This window comes from Kluyvera sp. 142486 (assembly GCF_046569695.1).
Taxonomy (GTDB): domain Bacteria; phylum Pseudomonadota; class Gammaproteobacteria; order Enterobacterales; family Enterobacteriaceae; genus Kluyvera.
In genome coordinates this window covers 236,013-254,079 of the sequence record NZ_JBKHUI010000004.1, presented here as the reverse complement: position 1 = coordinate 254,079, position 18,067 = coordinate 236,013, and the positions used below count along the sequence as shown (strand labels likewise).

Below are 18,067 nucleotides of genomic sequence, written 5' to 3'. Positions count from 1 at the left end.
TTTTGGGTGCAAAGATTTCGCAAAAATAGAATGGCAGGGTGTAAAAAAAGTATAAAAATGACCGTAATCCACAATTTAACTAATGGTTAGTATTAATTTAACAATCACGTAACTAAGTTACGGCGTGAATGTAAATAAACACTAAATGCACAAAAATTAGTGGTCGGATGAGTAGTAAAATTACACAAATAACGGTACTCTTTTAGTCAGATTACTGAGCTTCATTTTCCGGCGTGCGTTGCCGGCCAACTTAGGGGAGAGAATATGGACCTGTATAGAAAATATCCTGCACACATCATATTGTTACGTCGTACTTTCGCCGTGGTGGCGGGGATCGTCGCATTACCGGTGATGCTGTTCTGGAAAGACCGCGCCCGCTTCTACAGCTACCTGCACCGCGTCTGGTCGAAGACCAGCGATAAGCCGGTATGGATGGCACAGGCTGAAGAGGCCGCCTGCGACTTCTATTGATAGTGTCGCGGTAAATGAATAAACGGAACCGCTCCTGCAAAGGGGCGGTTTTTTGTTTTGTAGGCCTGATAAGCGCAGCGCCATCAGGCAGCCGAGCCGCACATTGCCGGATGGCAGCGTAAACGCTTTATCCGGCCTGCCGGTTACAGCTCTATCAGGCAGTCGGGCCGCGCGTTGCCGAATAATTGTGTAATATGAATGTATTAGACAAATACATTCAGGATACATATGCCCACCCATCTGGTCTGGTTTCGCGCCGATCTCCGACTGCACGACAATTTTGCCCTTGCTGCCGCCTGCCGCGATCCCAATGCGCGGGTGCTGGCATTGTTTATCGCCACCCCTGAACAGTGGGCCGCGCACAACATGGCTCCCCGTCAGGCTGCCTATATTGCAGCCCAGTTGAACGCGCTGCGTCTGGCCCTGGCTGAGAAAAATATCCCGCTGATTTTTCTCGAAGTAGCCGATTTTGCCGCCAGCGTCGAGGGGGTTAAAACGGTCTGCCAGCAGCACAAGGTGACGCAGCTTTTTTATAACTACCAGTACGAATTCAACGAGCGTCAGCGCGACGCCGCCGTAGAGCGAGCGCTGACCGACACGGTGTGTCAGGGCTTTGATGACAGCGTGATCCTGCCGCCCGGCGCGGTGATGACCGGCAATCACGAAATGTATAAAGTGTTTACGCCGTATAAAAACGCCTGGCTGCGGCGCTTAAAAGAGCATATGCCCGAATGCGTCCGCGCCCCCGAGGCGCGTCTTGCTTCGGCGGAGGCCGACTCAACAACAATCCATTTTCACTATCCCCAGCAGCCGTTTGACCCGGCGCTATTTCCGTCCGATGAAAAGGCGGCGATTGGCCAGCTTCGCCGTTTTTGTCAGGAAGGGGCGGGTGAATATGAGGCCCAGCGTGACTTCCCATCAATTGAAGGCACCAGCCGCCTGTCGGCTTGTCTCACGGTCGGCGTGCTTTCACCTCGCCAGTGCCTGTACCGACTTCTGGCAGAACAGCCAGAGGTGCTGAACGGGGGGGCGGGCAGCGTCTGGCTGAACGAACTTATTTGGCGCGAGTTTTACCGCCACCTGATGACTTATTATCCCCGGCTCTGCAAACATCGCCCGTTTATCGACTGGACCGATCGCGTGCGCTGGCGTGAGCCGTCGGAAGCGCTTATCGCCTGGCAAGAAGGACGTACCGGCTACCCGATTGTCGATGCGGCGATGCGGCAGCTTAATGCAACCGGCTGGATGCATAACCGGCTACGGATGATTGTTGCCAGCTTCCTGGTTAAAGATTTGCTGATCGATTGGCGGCAGGGCGAACGCTACTTTATGTCGCAGCTGGTGGACGGTTGTCTGGCGGCTAACAACGGCGGCTGGCAGTGGGCGGCCTCAACCGGAACGGATGCGGCGCCCTATTTTCGTATCTTCAACCCCACAACGCAGGGCGAGCGCTTTGATAAGCGTGGGGCGTTTATCCGCGAGTGGTTACCGGAATTAGCCGAGGTGCCGGATAAGGCGATTCACCAGCCATGGGGGTGGGCAGAAAAGCAGGGCATTGAGATTCACTATCCGCGACCGATTGTCGATCACGCTGAGGCGAGGGTGGCGACGCTTGCTGCCTATGAAGCGGCGAAAAAGAACGAGGTGTGATAGGCGGGAGGAAATCCCGGAGTCGGCGCTGGCGCGCCTCGTCCGGGTTACAGGATGTTGTTACGCTTCTGCTGCCAGGCGGCGGGAGCGGACTTTCATCGAATGGTACAGCCAGATAACCAGCACCACGGCGACGCAGGCCAGCGCGCCCCAGGTGATTTCGCTGAACACATCAATGTAGGCGTTGATGGAGTAATCCACCGCGCCTGCAGAGTCGAACGAACCCTGAGAGGTCTGGTCGGCAATAATCCCCGCCACGTAGTTTGCCACCGCCCCGGAGAGCAGCATATAGATGCCGGTCAGCACGCCGGTGACACCCGGGATCTGGATGCGGGTGATCTGCGACATTGCCACCGGGTCGATAAACAGCTCGGCAAAGCCCATCACCGACAGCCCCAGCAGCATCAGCGGCATGGAGGAGTGGCCGTAGCTTGCGGACAGACGTGCGCTCAGGGTCAGAATGCAGAAGCCTGCGCTCATCAGGCCAAGGCCCAGCGCGTATTTGCCCCACAGGCGCAGATCGCGGTTGTTGGTCACTTTTTCTTTAATCAGCCAGGCCAGCACGATCCCGCACAACATCACGGCAAAGGCGTTCACCGATTGGAACATCGCAGTCGGCACTTCATAACCCAGCACATTACGATTAACGAAACGGTCGATATAGAGGCTGATGGAGCTGCCGCCCTGCTGAGCAAACGCCCAGAACAGCAGGCTGAAGAAGGTCAGCACGACAATCAGACGCAGGTCTTTACGCTGCTCGGCGGTTTCTGCTCGACGATAAATTTTTGCCAGCACCACCAGGCCGATGATAGAGGCGACGATCAGCGCATAGACCGACCACTCTTTCCAGAACAGTACGGTGATAAACAACGGTGCAACGACCAGCAGAACCAGCAGCCAGCCCCAGTTCGGCAGCAGGAATTTCTTCGCGCACAGCACTTCTTTGTTCACACCGGCGGTGTGGGCAAAGTGGCGGCGGCCGCTGATAAAGATAACCAGACCCGCCAGCATACCTACCGCGGCAAGGGTGAAGCCCATTGCCCAGCTATACTGTTCCTGGGCGAAACCACAGGCGATAGGGGCGACGATAGAGCCGACGTTACCTGCCGCATAAAGCAGCGAGAAACCGCCATCGCGACGTGGGTCGGTAGGTTCATAGAGCTCGCCCAGCAGGCAGCTGATGTTCGACTTAAACAGCCCGTAGCCGCAGACGATAATCGCCAGCGACAGGTACAGGAACATCGGTGCCACTTCGCTGGCCCCGAGCACCATATGGCCGATAACCATCAGCAGCGCGCCCAGCATGACCGCCATGCGGTTGCCGAGGACTTTGTCCGCCAGATAGCCGCCGAGGATTGGCGTCACATAAACTAATGAACAGTAGGCGCTGAACAGCTCGTAAGCGTGGGTGTCGTTGTATTTCAGTTGATTGGTGAGATACAGGATCAGCAGCGCGCGCATGCCATAGAAACTAAAGTATTCCCAAATTTGCAGCGCGACGACGTAGTAAATTGCCTTTGGCTGCGATTGTGATTTATTCATTGCACATTTGACCTCGAAACCCGGCAACATCACGCTACGCAAGGCTTTGTTTCATTTATGTAATAATACGAAGAGAATCGTATTATCTTTGTAATATGCGATATGGTTGCATAAATATACATGATTTCAGTCACACAAAAACAGACAAATCGTGTTACTTAAGCATTTATTGCGCGTAGTTAAGCGGTATCGGGTAGAGGTTAACGAATTGTATATCGACGTAACGCGTCGGTGACGCTATTTTATCCTGTGGGAAGGCATCCATATTGAAGAGAGCGATGATGAAAAATACTGAACTAGAACAACTGATTAATGAAAAACTCAACAGCGCCGCCTTCAGCGATTACGCCCCTAACGGCCTGCAGGTCGAAGGGCGTGAAACGGTACAGAAGATTGTGACTGGCGTGACCGCCAGTCAGGCGCTGATTGATGAAGCCGTGCGCCAGCAGGCGGACGCGGTGATTGTGCACCATGGTTACTTCTGGAAAGGGGAGTCTCCGGTCATCCGCGGCATGAAACGTAATCGCCTGAAAGCGCTGCTGGAGAACGACATCAACCTGTATGGCTGGCACCTGCCGCTGGATGCGCATCCAGAGCTGGGTAACAACGTACAGTTGGCGCAGCTGCTCGGTATCAACGTGATGGGTGAGATCGAACCGCTGGTGCCGTGGGGCGAACTCTCTATGCCGGTATCTGGCCTGGAGTTGGCCTCATGGATTGAAGCCCGACTGGGGCGAAAACCGCTGTGGAGCGGGGACACCGGGCCGGATAAGGTCTCACGCGTGGCCTGGTGTACCGGTGGCGGTCAGGGCTTTATCGACAGCGCGGCGCGTTTTGGCGTCGATGCGTTTATTACCGGTGAGGTTTCAGAGCAGACCATACATTCTGCCCGTGAGCAGGGGCTACACTTTTATGCAGCGGGCCACCACGCCACGGAGCGCGGCGGTATTCGCGCGCTGAGCGAGTGGCTCACCGAAACGACCGATCTGGATGTGACCTTTGTAGACATCCCCAATCCAGCATGATGATGAGGGAATAAAGTGCAGCGAGCGCGTTGTTATCTGTTAGGTGAAACGGCTGTCGTATTGGAGCTGGAGCCGCCGGTGACGCTGGCGGCGCAAAAGCGGGTATGGCGTTTGGCCCAGCGAGTGGCGACGCTACCGGAGGTGGTAGACGTCATTCCTGGTATGAATAATATCACGGTGACATTGGGTGATCCGCAGACCCTGGCGCTGGATGCCATTGAACGGCTCCAGCGCTGGTGGGAAGAGAGTGAAGCCCTGGAGCCGGACTCTCGGTCGATCGATATCCCCGTTATTTATGGCGGTGAACAGGGGCCGGATCTTACCGAAGTCGCCCGTCTTAGTGGCTTTACCCCGAAGCAGGTGGTGGAGCTGCATGCGTCGGTGGACTACGTGGTGTGGTTCCTCGGCTTTCAGCCGGGCTTTCCCTACCTTGGCGGGCTGCCAGCTTCGCTGGTCATGCCGCGCCGTGCGGAGCCGCGTTTAAAGGTGCCCGCCGGGTCGGTGGGCATTGGCGGCCAGCAAACCGGAATTTACCCGCTGTCCACGCCGGGCGGCTGGCAGCTGATTGGCCGCACGTCACTGCCGCTGTTCTCGCCCAATCGTGAAGAACCGATATTGCTGCGTCCCGGTGACACAGTGCGCTTCGTGCCGCAAAAGGAGGGCATATGCTGAAGGTGATTCGTGCCGGCATGTATACCTCGGTGCAGGATGCGGGGCGTGATGGGCTACGGCAGTTCGGCGTGAGCCGCTGCGGGGCGCTGGATAAACCGGCGCTGATGACCGCCAACCTGCTGGTGGGCAACGATGCCAATGCTGCGGCGTTAGAGATAACCCTCGGCATGGCGACGTTTACCTTTGCCCGTGACGGTTGGTTTGCACTGACGGGCGCTGGCTGCGAAGCGACGCTGGACGGTGAGGCGGTATGGAGCGGTTGGCGACACTGGGCTAAAGCCGGCCAAACGCTCACGCTCAAGCGCCCGCAGCACGGTATTCGTAGCTATCTGGCGCTGGCGGGGGGGATTGATGTCCCTGCCGTGATGGGCTCGCGCAGCACCGATCTTAACGTTGGCATGGGCGGCTTTGAAGGCCGTCGTCTGCAGGATGGCGATGTGCTGCCGCTGGGTAAACCTGCGCGCACGTTCCGCGAGCCGCGCGGCGTCAAGCCGCTTATCGCCAGCAACCGCATTCGTGCTTTGCCAGGGCCGGAGTATCACGAATTTGATACGACCTCCCAGGAGACCTTCTGGCGCTCGCCGTGGCAATTGAGCCCGCAGAGCAACCGGATGGGCTATCGGCTGAAAGGGCAGCCTCTGGTGCGAGAAAATGCCCGTGAACTGGTGTCTCATGGCCTGGTGCCCGGCGTGGTACAGGTGCCGCATAACGGCCAGCCTATCGTGCTGATGAACGATGCCCAGACCACAGGCGGTTATCCGCGTATTGCCTGCATTATTGAAGCGGATATGTTCCAGTTGGCACAAATTCCCCTCGGGCAGCCCATTCACTTCATCCGCTGTACGCTGGAAGAAGCGCTCAAGGCGCGTCACGACCAGCAGCGCTATCTGGAACAGCTCACCTGGCGGCTCCATGATGATGATTGATCTCAACGCCGACCTCGGTGAAGGCGCGGCGAGCGATGCTGAACTGCTGACGCTGGTTTCTTCGGCCAACATCGCCTGTGGCTTTCACGCAGGCGATGCCGGGATGATGCTGACCTGCGTGCGGGCGGCGCTGCATAATGGCGTCGCCGTGGGGGCGCATCCGAGCTTCCCCGACCGGGAGAATTTTGGCCGTACCGCAATGCAGCTACCGTCGGAAACGGTCTACGCCCAGACGCTGTATCAAATCGGCGCACTGTCGGCGATTGTCCAGTCTGAGGGCGGCGCGTTACGCCACGTGAAGCCGCACGGCATGCTCTATAACCAGGCCGCAAAAGACCCGGCATTAGCGGATGCTATTGCTAAAGCGGTGTTTGCGGTTAATCCGGCGCTGATGCTGGTCGGTCTGGCGGGAAGCGAACTGATTCGCGCCGGAGCGCGTTACGGGCTGACCACGCGCCAGGAAGTGTTCGCCGACCGGGGCTATCAACCTGATGGTACTCTGGTGCCCCGTAGCCAGCCGGGTGCGCTGATTAGCGATGAAGATAGGGCGCTGGCACAAACGCTGGAGATGGTGCAGCGTGGGCGGGTGAGAACCGTGGACGGTCAGTGGGCCGAAGTGACGGCGGAAACGGTTTGTCTGCACGGCGACGGCGCGCATGCGCTGGCGTTCGCTCGCCGTCTGCGGCGCGAATTTACCGCGCAGGGTATTCAGATAAGGGCGTGATGTTGTTGAACGAGTGCCGACAAACCCGCCGGTAATTCGGAATTCATCAAGGCTGAAATGGATAGGTATTGCAGTACACTTTCGGCGGGTGCTTGAGGCTATTTGTCTCAGGCGTTAGCCGAAAGGCAGATAGAGAAAAGCCCCAGTTAACCTTCAACGTCTTGCAGGACGTTAAACATTAATCTGAGGCCATCTACTATGAAGCAACATCATAAAGATAGTCTCTTACCGACCTTCGGGTCAAGGAGTAGCAGGCTATGAAACAGGAAAGGCGATGGTTATCGCCCTGATTGTTATCTGTATCACTTTCATTCTGGTGGTGCTGGTCACAAGAGAAGATCTCTGCGCGGTACGGCTCCGAACCGGCCACGCGGAGCTCGCTGTCTTCACTGCCTACGAATCTGTTAAGTAAGAGCGCTGGCGGGGAGTTATCCCCGCCACTTTGCGATGTGGTTGCTATCCTCATGCACCCGTTCTTTTTTATTCGACGCGCCGTGTGCGAGCCAAACGTATTATTGATAATATTGCTCCCTAGACGATCGAAAGGGAGTAATCACTATGCCTGAAGGTCCAGAGATCCGCCGGGCGGCGGACAGCCTGGAAAAGGCAATTCAGGGCAAACCGTTGACCGAGGTCTGGTTTGCATACCCCGAATTATCCTCTTATGCCCCCACTCTGATCGGCCAGCACGTCACCCACGTTGAAACCCGCGGTAAAGCCCTGCTGACCCATTTTTCCGGTGGACTGACGCTCTATAGCCACAATCAGCTCTACGGCGTGTGGCGAGTGGTTAACGCCGGGGAGATGCCGGACACCACGCGGGTGCTGCGGGTAAAATTACAAACGGCGGATAAAGCCATTCTGCTTTACAGCGCGTCCGATATTGAGATGCTGACGCCAGAGCAGGTGAAAACGCACCCGTTTTTACTGCGCGTTGGGCCAGACGTGCTCGATATGACCTTAACGCCCGAGGCGGTAAAAGCGCGGCTGCTGTCGGCAAAATTCCGTAATCGTCAGTTCTCCGGTTTGCTGTTGGATCAGGCGTTTCTTGCGGGGCTAGGGAACTATTTGCGGGTTGAGATCCTCTGGGAGGTTGGCTTAACCGGCAATCATAAAGCGTCGCAGTTGGATGAAAAGCAGCTCGAGGCGCTGTCGCATGCGCTGCTCGATATTCCTAGACTCTCCTACAACACGCGAGGCAAGGTGGATGAGAATAAGCACCACGGCGCGCTGTTCCGCTTCAAGGTGTTTCATCGCGACGGCGAAACGTGTGAACGCTGCGGTGGGGTGATTGAGAAGACGATGCTCTCTTCAAGGCCGTTTTATTGGTGTCCGGGGTGTCAGCGTTAAGTAGGCCGGATAAGGCGTAGCCGCCATCCGGCAATGTGCGCTGATATTGCCTGATGGCGGCTACGCCTTATCAGGCCTACAAGATGGGCAAGCGGCTTCGGAGTTACAGCCATAAAAAAAGCGCCCGCAGGCGCTTTTTTACACTCAAACTCTCGATTATTTCTTGAGGTCTGATTTGAAATCACGCTGCTCGTAGCCGGTGTACAGCTGACGAGGACGCGCAATCTTCATGCCGTCGGTGTGCATTTCGTTCCAGTGAGCAATCCAGCCAATAGTACGCGCCATCGCGAAGATAACGGTAAACATGGACGATGGAATACCCATCGCTTTCAGGATGATGCCGGAGTAGAAATCGACGTTCGGATACAATTTCTTCTCGATGAAGTACGGGTCGTTCAGCGCAATGTGCTCAAGCTCCATCGCCACTTCCAGAAGGTCATCTTTAGTACCCAGCTCTTTCAGCACTTCGTGACAGGTTTCACGCATTACGGTCGCACGCGGGTCGTAGTTTTTGTACACGCGGTGGCCGAAGCCCATCAGGCGGAAAGAGTCGTTCTTATCTTTCGCACGACGCACGAACTCAGGGATGTGCTCAACGGAACTGATCTCTTCCAGCATCTTCAGTGCCGCTTCGTTGGCGCCACCGTGTGCTGGCCCCCACAGAGAAGCGATACCGGCAGCGATACAGGCGAACGGGTTAGCACCAGAAGAGCCTGCGGTACGGACGGTAGAGGTGGACGCGTTCTGCTCGTGGTCCGCGTGCAGGATCAGAATACGATCCATTGCGCGTTCCAGAACCGGGTTCACTTCGTAATCTTCACAAGGGGTCGCAAACATCATACGCAGGAAGTTACCGGCGTAGGAGAGGTCGTTACGTGGGTAGACGAACGGTTGACCGATGGAATATTTGTAGCACATCGCGGCCATGGTCGGCATTTTCGACAGCAGGCGGAATGCGGCAATCTCGCGGTGACGTGGGTTATTCACATCCAGAGAGTCGTGATAGAACGCTGCCAGCGCGCCGGTAATCCCGCACATCACCGCCATTGGGTGAGAGTCGCGACGGAACGCATGGAATAAGCGGGTGATCTGCTCGTGGATCATGGTGTGGCGAGTCACGGTGGTGGTGAACTCGTCAAACTCAGCCTGGGACGGTTTTTCGCCGTACAGCAGGATGTAGCACACTTCGAGATAGTTAGACTCTGTGGCTAACTGATCGATAGGGAAGCCGCGGTGCAGCAAAATCCCTTCGTCGCCATCAATAAAAGTAATCTTAGACTCGCAAGATGCGGTAGAGGTAAAACCAGGGTCAAAGGTAAAAATGCCTTTCGAACCCAGACTACGGATATCAAGAACATCCTGACCGAGCGTGCCTTTTAGCACATCCAGTTCAATAGCAGCATCACCCGGTAGAGTGATTTTTGCCTTCGTATCAGCCATTTACGGTCTCCTTAGCGCCTTTTTGCTTAAGACTGCTGGATGCCGGATTTGCAATTCAAAAAATATTTCGACGTTGCCAGTTTGTTATTTGGCTCACGGCTCTGCTGTAAAGATAACGCGAGGGTACAGAGCAAGGGCGCTTGACGGTGCACGTCTAATCTACAGTGAAACAACAGCAAATCAGGGTCTTAGCAATCCGATGATTCAAACCTGTACAACACTAATAACTGTCCTGATAAATTCGGTCAATACCGTCACACTGTTACATAACTTATTATCAGGTGAAAGAGTGACCCCATAACTTTTGAGCATTATATGCTTTTACAGGTGATGGTTGTAACAATAATGTTTAATATTTGTCAAATCACGTGATTAATTTTTAAAAAATTGTTTTAATCGTGAGCATGATCACTGTTCTGCATAAAACCGGACAAACTATATGTAGGTTAATTGTAATGATTTTGTGAACAGCCTATACTGCCGCCAGGTCTCCGGAATACCCTGCAATCCCGAGCCACCCAGCGTTTTAACGTGTCGATTTAGCATCTGTGAGCAGATTTAACCATGACGCGAAGTTATAGAAAGGACGCTGCTTGACCCGCCTGCGGACCGGAGGAAGGAAATAATAAGAACAGCATGTGGGCGTTATTCATGATAAGAAATGTGAAAAAACAAAGACCTGTCAATCTGGATTTGACAACAATCCGGTTCCCTATAACAGCGATAGCGTCCATTCTCCATCGCGTATCCGGTGTGATTACGTTTGTGGCGGTCGGTATTCTGCTATGGTTGCTGGGCACCAGTCTCTCCTCCCCGGAAGGCTTCCAGACCGCTTCCTCCATCATGAGCAGCTTCTTCGTTAAATTCATTATGTGGGGCATCCTCACTGCGCTGGCGTATCACGCGGTTGTGGGTATTCGTCACGTGTTAATGGATTTTGGTTATATCGAAGAAACCCTCGAAGCTGGTCAGCGCTCTGCGAAAATCTCTTTTGTTATTACTGTCGTGCTTTCAATTCTTGCAGGAGTCCTCGTATGGTAAGCAACGCCTCAGCATTAGGACGCAACGGCGTACATGACTTCATCCTCGTCCGCGCCACCGCGATTGTCCTGACTCTGTACATCATCTACATAGTTGGCTTCTTTGCGACACACGGTGAAGTGACCTGGGAAATCTGGAGCGGTTTCTTTGCCTCTGCGTTCACCAAAGTGTTCACCCTGCTGGCTCTGGTCTCAATCTTGATTCATGCCTGGATTGGCATGTGGCAGGTGTTAACCGACTACGTTAAACCACTGGCTCTGCGCCTGACGCTGCAACTGGTTATTGTTGTGGCCCTGTTGGTTTACGTTATCTATGGATTTGTTGCGGTGTGGGGTGTGTGATGAAACTGCCAGTCAGAGAATTTGATGCTGTTGTGATTGGTGCCGGTGGCGCAGGTATGCGCGCGGCGCTGCAAATTTCCCAAAGCGGCCAGACTTGTGCGCTGCTGTCTAAAGTGTTCCCGACCCGTTCCCATACCGTATCTGCGCAGGGTGGTATCACCGTTGCGCTCGGTAATACCCATGAAGATAACTGGGAATGGCACATGTACGACACCGTAAAAGGGTCGGACTACATCGGTGACCAGGACGCCATTGAATATATGTGTAAGACCGGCCCGGAAGCAATTCTGGAGCTGGATCATATGGGCCTGCCGTTCTCCCGTCTGGAGAATGGGACCATCTATCAACGTCCGTTTGGCGGCCAGTCGAAAAACTTCGGCGGCGAGCAAGCGGCACGTACCGCAGCGGCAGCCGACCGTACCGGTCACGCTCTGCTGCACACGCTTTATCAACAGAATTTGAAAAACCACACCACTATTTTCTCCGAGTGGTATGCGCTGGACCTGGTGAAAAACGCCGATGGCGCAGTGGTGGGTTGTACTGCGCTGTGCATCGAAACCGGTGAAGTGGTTTACTTCAAAGCCCGTGCAACCGTGCTGGCAACCGGCGGGGCAGGGCGTATTTATCAGTCTACCACTAACGCCCACATCAATACCGGTGACGGTGTAGGTATGGCTATCCGTGCCGGTGTTCCGGTGCAGGATATGGAAATGTGGCAGTTCCACCCAACCGGTATCGCCGGCGCGGGCGTTCTGGTGACAGAAGGCTGCCGTGGTGAAGGTGGTTACCTGCTGAACAAACACGGTGAGCGCTTTATGGAGCGCTATGCGCCGAACGCCAAAGACCTGGCGGGTCGTGACGTGGTGGCGCGTTCCATCATGATCGAAATCCGTGAAGGTCGCGGCTGTGACGGCCCGTGGGGCCCACACGCCAAGCTGAAGCTGGATCACCTGGGTAAAGAAGTGCTGGAATCCCGTCTGCCGGGTATCCTGGAACTGTCTCGTACCTTCGCACACGTTGACCCGGTTAAAGAACCAATCCCGGTTATCCCAACCTGCCACTACATGATGGGCGGTATTCCGACCAAAGTTAGCGGCCAGGCGCTGACCGTGAACGAGCAGGGCGAAGATGTGGTGATTCCTGGCCTGTTCGCGGTAGGTGAAATTGCCTGCGTATCCGTTCACGGTGCGAACCGTCTGGGCGGCAACTCACTGCTTGACCTGGTGGTCTTTGGTCGTGCGGTTGGCCTGCATCTGCAGGAATCTATCGCCGAGCAGGGCGATCTGCGCGACGCTACCGAAGAAGAGATTGACGCTTCTCTGGAACGTCTGAATCGCTGGAACGGCAACCGTGACGGTGAAGACCCGGTCGAAATTCGCAAAGCGCTGCAGGAATGTATGCAGCATAACTTCTCGGTATTCCGTGAAGGCGAGGCGATGGCCAAAGGTCTTGAGCAGCTGAAAGCGATTCGCGAGCGTCTGAAAAATGCCCGTCTGGATGACACCTCAAGCGAATTCAACACCCAGCGCGTTGAGTGCCTGGAGCTGGATAACCTGATGGAAACGGCTTACGCCACCGCGGTGTCTGCAAACTTCCGTACCGAAAGCCGTGGCGCGCATAGCCGCTTCGACTTCCCGGATCGTGATGATGAAAACTGGCTGTGCCATTCCCTGTATCTGCCAGAGTCGGAGTCCATGACGCGTCGTAGCGTCAATATGGAACCGAAACTGCGTCCGGCATTCCCGCCGAAGATTCGTACTTATTAATGCGGAGACAGGATTATGAAACTCGAGTTTTCAGTTTATCGTTATAACCCGGACGTTGACGATGCTCCGCGCATGCAGGATTACACCCTGGAAGCGGAAGAAGGTCGCGACATGATGCTGCTCGATGCATTGATGCAGCTGAAAGAAAAAGATCCAAGCCTGTCGTTCCGCCGCTCCTGCCGTGAAGGGGTGTGTGGTTCAGACGGCCTGAACATGAACGGGAAAAACGGTCTGGCGTGCATCACGCCGATCTCCGCGCTGAATCAGCCGGGCAAGAAAATTGTTATCCGTCCACTGCCTGGTCTGCCGGTTATCCGCGATTTGGTGGTAGACATGGGGCAATTCTACGCACAGTATGAGAAGATTAAGCCTTACTTGTTGAATAATGGGCAGAATCCTCCGGCTCGTGAGCATCTGCAGATGCCAGAGCAGCGTGAGAAACTCGATGGTCTGTACGAGTGTATTCTCTGCGCATGCTGTTCGACCTCTTGCCCGTCGTTCTGGTGGAACCCGGACAAGTTTATCGGCCCGGCAGGCCTGCTGGCTGCGTATCGCTTCTTAATTGATAGCCGCGATACCGAAACCGACAGCCGCCTGGAAGGGTTGAGTGACGCTTTCAGCGTATTCCGCTGCCATAGCATCATGAACTGCGTCAGTGTATGCCCTAAGGGGCTGAACCCGACGCGCGCCATCGGCCATATTAAGTCGATGCTGCTGCAACGTAGTGCGTAAGTAGTCATTGTTGCCGGATGGCGACGTACCGTCTTATTCGGCCTACATCCCCCGTAGGCCTGATAAGCGAAGCGCCATCAGGCAACAAACATGCAGGAAACCTTTAAAAACTGCCAAATCTGCTTTCTCTCATGAGAAAGGGTGAGCGCAAAGCGCTTAAGACAGTTTCTAAAGGTTCCTTCGCGGGCCAGTGCAAATACAAGAGCTCGCAAGTGAACCCTGGGACGTGTGCTATATCGGCGTACGTCGTAGTTATCCACGGCGAAATAAGCATAAGATGCTTAAGGGATCACGATGCAGAACGGCGCAATGAAAGCCTGGCTGGACTCTTCTTACCTCTCTGGCGCGAACCAGAGTTGGATAGAACAGCTCTATGAAGACTTCTTAACCGATCCTGACTCTGTCGACGCTCACTGGCGTTCAATGTTCCAGCAGTTACCTGGTACCGGAGTCAAACCGGATCAATTTCATTCCAAAACACGTGATTATTTCCGTCGTCTGGCGAAGGATGCCTCACGTTACTCTTCTTCGATTTCCGACCCTGACACGAATGCGAAGCAGGTTAAAGTCCTGCAGCTTATCAACGCTTATCGCTTCCGTGGTCACCAGAACGCGATCCTCGATCCGCTGGGACTGTGGCAGCAGGATAAAGTGGCTGATTTAGATCCCGCTTTCCACGATCTGACTGAGGCCGACTTCCAGGAGAGCTTTAACGTAGGTTCTTTCGCCATCGGCAAAGACACGATGAAGCTCGGCGATCTGATTGATGCTCTCAAACAGACCTACTGCGGCCACATCGGCGCGGAATACATGCACATCACCAATACCGAAGAGAAACGTTGGATCCAACAGCGTTTTGAAGCGGGGCATGCCACCTTCACTGCAGAGGAGAAAAAACGCTTCCTGAGCGAACTGACAGCGGCAGAAGGTCTGGAACGCTATCTGGGTGCGAAATTCCCAGGGGCAAAACGCTTCTCGCTGGAAGGCGGCGATGCGCTGGTACCAATGCTCAAAGAGATGATCCGCCATGCGGGCAAGAGCGGTACCCGTGAAGTGGTGCTGGGTATGGCGCACCGCGGCCGTCTGAACGTGCTGATCAACGTTCTGGGTAAACAGCCTCAGGAACTGTTCGACGAGTTCTCCGGCAAGCATAAAGAGCACCTCGGCACCGGTGACGTGAAGTACCACATGGGCTTCTCCTCCGACATCGAAACCGAAGGCGGCCTGGTACACCTGGCGCTGGCGTTTAACCCGTCACACCTCGAAATCGTCAGCCCAGTGGTTATCGGTTCCGTGCGTGCGCGTCTGGATCGTCTGGACGAGCCAAGCAGCAATAAAGTTCTGCCGATTACTATTCACGGCGACGCCGCGGTAACGGGTCAGGGTGTGGTTCAGGAAACCCTGAACATGTCCAAAGCGCGTGGTTACGAGGTGGGCGGTACCGTTCGCATCGTGATCAACAACCAGGTGGGCTTCACCACCTCTAACCCGCTGGATGCGCGTTCAACCCCATACTGTACCGACATCGGTAAGATGGTGATGGCACCAATCTTCCACGTGAACGCGGATGACCCGGAAGCTGTGGCTTTCGTTACCCGTCTGGCGCTGGACTTCCGTAACACCTTCAAACGCGATGTATTCATTGACCTGGTGTGCTACCGCCGTCACGGCCACAACGAAGCCGACGAGCCAAGCGCAACCCAGCCGTTGATGTATCAGAAAATCAAAAAGCATCCGACCCCGCGTAAAATCTATGCTGACAAGCTGGAAGCGGACAAAGTCGCGACGCTGGAAGATGCCACCGAGATGGTTAACCTGTATCGCGACGCGCTGGACGCGGGCGAATGCGTGGTGAAAGAGTGGCGTCCGATGAACCTGCACTCCTTTACCTGGTCGCCATACCTCAACCATGAGTGGGACGAAAGCTACCCGAACAAGGTTGAGATGAAGCGCCTGCAGGAGCTGGCTAACCGTATCAGTACCGTACCAGACGCCATCGAAATGCAATCTCGCGTAGCGAAAATCTACGGCGACCGTCAGGCGATGGCGGCAGGCGAGAAGCTGTTCGATTGGGGCGGCGCGGAAAACCTGGCGTACGCCACGCTGGTCGATGAAGGCATTCCAGTCCGTCTGTCCGGTGAAGACGCCGGTCGCGGCACCTTCTTCCACCGTCATGCGGTTATCCATAACCAGTCTAACGGTTCCACCTACACCCCGCTGCAGCACGTGCATAACGGGCAGGGCGTATTTAAGGTGTGGGACTCCGTACTGTCTGAAGAAGCGGTTCTGGCATTCGAATACGGTTACGCGACGGCTGAGCCGCGCACGCTGACCATCTGGGAAGCGCAGTTCGGCGACTTCGCCAACGGTGCCCAGGTGGTTATCGACCAGTTCATCTCCTCCGGCGAGCAGAAATGGGGCCGTATGTGCGGTCTGGTGATGCTACTGCCACACGGTTATGAAGGTCAGGGTCCGGAGCACTCCTCCGCGCGTCTGGAACGTTATCTGCAGCTTTGCGCACAGCAGAACATGCAGGTTTGCGTCCCGTCCACCCCGGCACAGGTTTATCACATGCTGCGTCGTCAGGCGCTGCGCGGAATGCGCCGTCCGCTGGTGGTCATGTCGCCGAAGTCTCTGCTGCGTCACCCGCTGGCGGTCTCTACGCTGGACGAACTGGCAAACGGCACCTTTATGCCGGCCATCGGTGAGATTGACGAACTGGATCCGCAAGGCGTGAAACGCGTGGTGCTGTGCTCTGGTAAGGTCTACTACGACCTGCTGGAACAGCGTCGCAAGAACGACCAGAAAGATGTCGCTATCGTGCGTATCGAACAGCTGTATCCGTTCCCGCACCAGGCGGTACAAGAAGTGCTGAAAGCTTATGCTCACGTGCATGATTTTGTCTGGTGCCAGGAAGAGCCGCTCAACCAGGGCGCATGGTACTGCAGCCAGCATCATTTCCGTGATGTGATTCCATTTGGGGCCGGTCTGCGTTACGCAGGTCGCCCAGCCTCCGCCTCGCCGGCGGTAGGGTATATGTCCGTTCACCAGAAGCAGCAACAAGATCTGGTCAATGACGCGCTGAACGTCGATTAATTAAGGATACAAAATGAGTAGCGTAGATATTCTGGTCCCTGACCTGCCTGAATCCGTAGCAGATGCGACCGTGGCCACCTGGCATAAAAAACCGGGCGATGCGGTAGTTCGTGATGAAGTGCTGGTAGAAATCGAAACTGACAAAGTGGTACTGGAAGTACCGGCGTCGGCGGATGGCATTCTGGATGCCGTTCTGGAAGATGAAGGTACTACCGTCACCTCCCGTCAAATCCTGGGTCGCCTGCGTGAAGGCAACAGCGGTGGTAAAGAAACCAGCGCGAAAGCTGAAAGCAAAGAGTCTACCCCGGCTCAGCGCCAACAGGCTTCACTGGAAGAGCAGAACAACGATGCGCTGAGCCCGGCGATCCGTCGCCTGCTGGCTGAGCACAGCCTCGATGCCAGCGCGATTAAAGGCACCGGTGTTGGCGGCCGTCTGACCCGTGAAGACGTTGAGAAACACCTGGCGAAAGCACCAGCGAAAGCCGCTGCTGCACCGGCTGCGGCAGCTGCAGCGCCGGTTGCACCGCTGGCTGGTCGCTCCGAGAAACGTGTTCCTATGACCCGTCTGCGTAAGCGCGTAGCCGAGCGTCTGCTGGAAGCGAAAAACTCTACCGCGATGTTGACGACCTTCAACGAAGTTAACATGAAACCAATCATGGACCTGCGTAAGCAGTACGGTGACGCGTTTGAAAAACGTCACGGTATCCGTCTGGGCTTCATGTCCTTCTACGTGAAGGCGGTGGTTGAAGCGCTGAAACGCTACCCAGAAGTGAACGCGTCTATCGATGGTGAAGACGTGGTTTACCACAACTACTTCGATGTGAGCATGGCGGTGTCTACGCCGCGTGGCCTGGTGACCCCAGTACTGCGTGACGTTGATGCGCTCGGCATGGCTGACATTGAGAAGAACATTAAAGAGCTGGCGCTGAAAGGCCGCGACGGCAAACTGACTGTCGAAGATCTGACCGGTGGTAACTTCACTATTACCAACGGCGGCGTCTTCGGTTCCCTGATGTCTACCCCGATTATCAACCCGCCTCAGAGCGCGATTCTGGGTATGCACGCCATTAAAGACCGTCCAATGGCGGTTGATGGCAAAGTGGAAATTCTGCCGATGATGTACCTGGCTCTGTCCTATGACCACCGTCTGATCGATGGGCGCGAGTCTGTAGGCTTCCTGGTGGCAATTAAAGAGCTGTTAGAAGATCCAACCCGTCTTCTGCTGGACGTGTAGTTTTGAGTTAACCCTGGCGTCGCTTTCACTCAGCCGGGCTACGAACCTGTAGCCCGA

Annotated in this window: 16 protein-coding genes; 14 read left to right on the top strand and 2 right to left on the bottom strand. The window is 55.3% G+C overall.

Translation table 11 applies throughout. The features are described from left to right. The first annotated feature begins 264 nt into the window (after window positions 1–264). Both ACLGE8_RS06955 and phrB read left to right on the top strand, forming a co-directional pair. Complete coding sequence (locus tag ACLGE8_RS06955; protein ID WP_410997441.1) at window positions 265–471, top strand: YbfA family protein; 207 nt, start codon at window positions 265–267, stop codon at window positions 469–471. A gap of 228 nt (window positions 472–699) precedes the next feature. Beyond that, on the top strand, window positions 700–2,121 hold the full coding sequence (gene phrB / locus ACLGE8_RS06950) for a deoxyribodipyrimidine photo-lyase (RefSeq protein ID WP_410997440.1): 1,422 nt from the start codon (window positions 700–702) through the stop codon (window positions 2,119–2,121). Between the two features lie 60 nt (window positions 2,122–2,181). Here phrB and dtpD read toward each other — a convergent pair whose 3' ends face one another. Continuing rightward, on the bottom strand, window positions 2,182–3,663 hold the full coding sequence (dtpD, locus tag ACLGE8_RS06945; protein ID WP_185669341.1) for a dipeptide permease DtpD: 1,482 nt from the start codon (window positions 3,661–3,663) through the stop codon (window positions 2,182–2,184). Between the two features lie 281 nt (window positions 3,664–3,944). Between dtpD and ACLGE8_RS06940 the strand changes: the two genes are divergently transcribed. The 6 genes from ACLGE8_RS06940 (at window position 3,945) to nei (ending at window position 8,360) form a co-directional block, all read left to right on the top strand. Continuing rightward, complete coding sequence (locus tag ACLGE8_RS06940) at window positions 3,945–4,688, top strand: type 2 GTP cyclohydrolase I (protein ID WP_333013137.1); 744 nt, start codon at window positions 3,945–3,947, stop codon at window positions 4,686–4,688. 15 nt (window positions 4,689–4,703) lie between these two features. After that, entirely contained in the window at window positions 4,704–5,360 is a 657-nt protein-coding gene (gene pxpB, locus ACLGE8_RS06935) for a 5-oxoprolinase subunit PxpB (protein WP_410997438.1), read from the top strand. Continuing rightward, window positions 5,354–6,286, top strand: a complete 933-nt coding sequence (pxpC, locus tag ACLGE8_RS06930; RefSeq protein ID WP_410997436.1) for a 5-oxoprolinase subunit PxpC — start codon at window positions 5,354–5,356, stop codon at window positions 6,284–6,286. The genes pxpB and pxpC overlap by 7 nt, the downstream gene beginning before the upstream one ends. Beyond that, window positions 6,276–7,010: a 5-oxoprolinase subunit PxpA gene (gene pxpA, locus ACLGE8_RS06925; RefSeq protein ID WP_410997544.1), complete on the top strand. Its 735-nt coding sequence runs from the start codon at window positions 6,276–6,278 to the stop codon at window positions 7,008–7,010. The genes pxpC and pxpA overlap by 11 nt, the downstream gene beginning before the upstream one ends. A 274-nt stretch (window positions 7,011–7,284) precedes the next feature. Then, on the top strand, window positions 7,285–7,422 hold the full coding sequence (locus tag ACLGE8_RS06920) for a Hok/Gef family protein (RefSeq protein ID WP_410997434.1): 138 nt from the start codon (window positions 7,285–7,287) through the stop codon (window positions 7,420–7,422). A gap of 146 nt (window positions 7,423–7,568) precedes the next feature. Continuing rightward, a complete protein-coding gene (gene nei / locus ACLGE8_RS06915) occupies window positions 7,569–8,360 on the top strand; it encodes an endonuclease VIII (protein ID WP_410997432.1) in 792 nt (263 codons plus the stop codon). 156 nt (window positions 8,361–8,516) lie between these two features. Here nei and gltA read toward each other — a convergent pair whose 3' ends face one another. Continuing rightward, a complete protein-coding gene (gene gltA / locus ACLGE8_RS06910) occupies window positions 8,517–9,800 on the bottom strand; it encodes a citrate synthase (RefSeq protein WP_410997430.1) in 1,284 nt (427 codons plus the stop codon). A gap of 636 nt (window positions 9,801–10,436) precedes the next feature. On the opposite strand from gltA, the gene sdhC reads away from it, so the two are divergent. The 6 genes from sdhC to odhB all read left to right on the top strand — a co-directional run bounded on the left by sdhC (window position 10,437) and on the right by odhB (window position 18,010). Next, window positions 10,437–10,841, top strand: coding sequence for a succinate dehydrogenase cytochrome b556 subunit (gene sdhC / locus ACLGE8_RS06905; RefSeq protein WP_185669335.1), 405 nt, complete (start codon window positions 10,437–10,439; stop codon window positions 10,839–10,841). Then, window positions 10,835–11,182, top strand: coding sequence for a succinate dehydrogenase membrane anchor subunit (gene sdhD / locus ACLGE8_RS06900; RefSeq protein ID WP_410997428.1), 348 nt, complete (start codon window positions 10,835–10,837; stop codon window positions 11,180–11,182). Before sdhC ends, sdhD begins: the two co-directional genes overlap by 7 nt. Beyond that, window positions 11,182–12,948, top strand: coding sequence for a succinate dehydrogenase flavoprotein subunit (gene sdhA / locus ACLGE8_RS06895; RefSeq protein WP_410997426.1), 1,767 nt, complete (start codon window positions 11,182–11,184; stop codon window positions 12,946–12,948). Before sdhD ends, sdhA begins: the two co-directional genes overlap by 1 nt. Before the next feature lie 15 nt (window positions 12,949–12,963). Then, entirely contained in the window at window positions 12,964–13,680 is a 717-nt protein-coding gene (gene sdhB, locus ACLGE8_RS06890) for a succinate dehydrogenase iron-sulfur subunit SdhB (RefSeq protein WP_035892722.1), read from the top strand. A gap of 294 nt (window positions 13,681–13,974) precedes the next feature. Continuing rightward, complete coding sequence (sucA, locus tag ACLGE8_RS06885; protein ID WP_410997424.1) at window positions 13,975–16,776, top strand: 2-oxoglutarate dehydrogenase E1 component; 2,802 nt, start codon at window positions 13,975–13,977, stop codon at window positions 16,774–16,776. Window positions 16,777–16,789: 13 nt separating this feature from the next. Continuing rightward, entirely contained in the window at window positions 16,790–18,010 is a 1,221-nt protein-coding gene (odhB, locus tag ACLGE8_RS06880; protein WP_410997422.1) for a 2-oxoglutarate dehydrogenase complex dihydrolipoyllysine-residue succinyltransferase, read from the top strand. Window positions 18,011–18,067: the final 57 nt, after the last annotated feature.

Coding starts and splice junctions, on each gene's coding strand:
- ACLGE8_RS06955 (WP_410997441.1), top strand. CDS start 265: ATGGACCTGTATAGAAAATATCCTGCACACATCATATTGTTACGTCGT.
- phrB (WP_410997440.1), top strand. CDS start 700: ATGCCCACCCATCTGGTCTGGTTTCGCGCCGATCTCCGACTGCACGAC.
- dtpD (WP_185669341.1), bottom strand. CDS start 3,663: ATGAATAAATCACAATCGCAGCCAAAGGCAATTTACTACGTCGTCGCG.
- ACLGE8_RS06940 (WP_333013137.1), top strand. CDS start 3,945: ATGAAAAATACTGAACTAGAACAACTGATTAATGAAAAACTCAACAGC.
- pxpC (WP_410997436.1), top strand. CDS start 5,354: ATGCTGAAGGTGATTCGTGCCGGCATGTATACCTCGGTGCAGGATGCG.
- pxpA (WP_410997544.1), top strand. CDS start 6,276: ATGATGATTGATCTCAACGCCGACCTCGGTGAAGGCGCGGCGAGCGAT.
- ACLGE8_RS06920 (WP_410997434.1), top strand. CDS start 7,285: ATGGTTATCGCCCTGATTGTTATCTGTATCACTTTCATTCTGGTGGTG.
- nei (WP_410997432.1), top strand. CDS start 7,569: ATGCCTGAAGGTCCAGAGATCCGCCGGGCGGCGGACAGCCTGGAAAAG.
- gltA (WP_410997430.1), bottom strand. CDS start 9,800: ATGGCTGATACGAAGGCAAAAATCACTCTACCGGGTGATGCTGCTATT.
- sdhC (WP_185669335.1), top strand. CDS start 10,437: ATGTGGGCGTTATTCATGATAAGAAATGTGAAAAAACAAAGACCTGTC.
- sdhD (WP_410997428.1), top strand. CDS start 10,835: ATGGTAAGCAACGCCTCAGCATTAGGACGCAACGGCGTACATGACTTC.
- sdhA (WP_410997426.1), top strand. CDS start 11,182: ATGAAACTGCCAGTCAGAGAATTTGATGCTGTTGTGATTGGTGCCGGT.
- sdhB (WP_035892722.1), top strand. CDS start 12,964: ATGAAACTCGAGTTTTCAGTTTATCGTTATAACCCGGACGTTGACGAT.
- sucA (WP_410997424.1), top strand. CDS start 13,975: ATGCAGAACGGCGCAATGAAAGCCTGGCTGGACTCTTCTTACCTCTCT.
- odhB (WP_410997422.1), top strand. CDS start 16,790: ATGAGTAGCGTAGATATTCTGGTCCCTGACCTGCCTGAATCCGTAGCA.